The 994-nt window shown below is 45.7% G+C and carries 1 protein-coding gene; it reads left to right on the top strand.

Translation table 11 applies throughout. From position 1 onward, the window contains the following. Window positions 1-79 precede the first annotated feature (79 nt). A partial coding sequence (locus BCT11_RS00440; RefSeq protein ID WP_102386839.1) for an IS5 family transposase occupies window positions 80-994 on the top strand: 915 nt, incomplete at its 3' end.

Genomic DNA, 994 nt, shown 5'->3' with positions numbered 1-994 from the left:
GGCTTTGTTGCGTAAATCGGTGGAACTAAACTCAAAGCTTGCGATCTGATCGGCTACATGCACTTAAGTCTGTAGCCTCATGCCAAAACCACGTTACAAAACAAACAACTGGAAGCAATACAATCAAGCTCTTATCAACCGCGGCTCTCTGACATTTTGGATTGACGAGGAAGCGATAAGTGAATGGAAGCAAAGCAAGCAAAACAAACGCGGGAGACCTCGTATTTTCAGCGATTTAGCCATCACAACCGCTTTGATGGTAAAGCGTATCTTTTCAATGCCACTTCGTGCTTCACAAGGGTTTATGGATTCTGTATTTCGACTTGCTCAACTTCCACTGCGCTGCCCACACTACAGTTGTATCAGTCGTCGAGCCAAAGACGTTAACGTGAGTTTCAAAACAAAAACCAAAGGATCGATTCAGCACCTTGCTATCGATGCAACAGGTCTCAAGGTTTATGGTGAAGGAGAGTGGAAAGTCAAAAAGCATGGTACGGATGGTAAACGCAGAGTGTGGCGGAAATTGCACCTCGCAGTAGATACGGGTACACACGAAATTATTGCCGCAGAGTTAAGCTTATCCACGGTGACTGATGCAGAAGTGCTGCCTAATTTGCTTAAACAAACACGTCGGAAAATCCTTGAGATATCAGGTGATGGAGCTTATGACACAAGGGATTGCCATAAGGCTATTCAAGTTAAGCGAGCGGTAGCGCTCATCCCTCCACGAGAAGGCGCAGCATTCTGGGAGCGAGGCCATCCAAGAAACTTAGCGGTGGGGTGTCAAAAGTTATACGGTTCGAATAAACATTGGAAAGAACGGTATGGCTATCACAAGCGTTCACTATCCGAGACTGCGATGTATCGCGTGAAACAGTTGCTTGGTGGGCGGTTAAGTCTAAGAAATTACAACGCACAAGTTGGTGAAACCTACGCGATGATCAAAGCGTTGAATAAGATAACAGGGCTTGGTATGCCTAAAACTTGCCGTATT

It is taken from the genome of Vibrio sp. 10N.222.52.B12, from assembly GCF_002875385.1.
Taxonomy (GTDB): Bacteria; Pseudomonadota; Gammaproteobacteria; order Enterobacterales; family Vibrionaceae; genus Vibrio; species Vibrio jasicida.
Note: the sequence above shows the minus strand (reverse complement) of the source record. Positions and strands in the feature narration are given on the sequence as shown.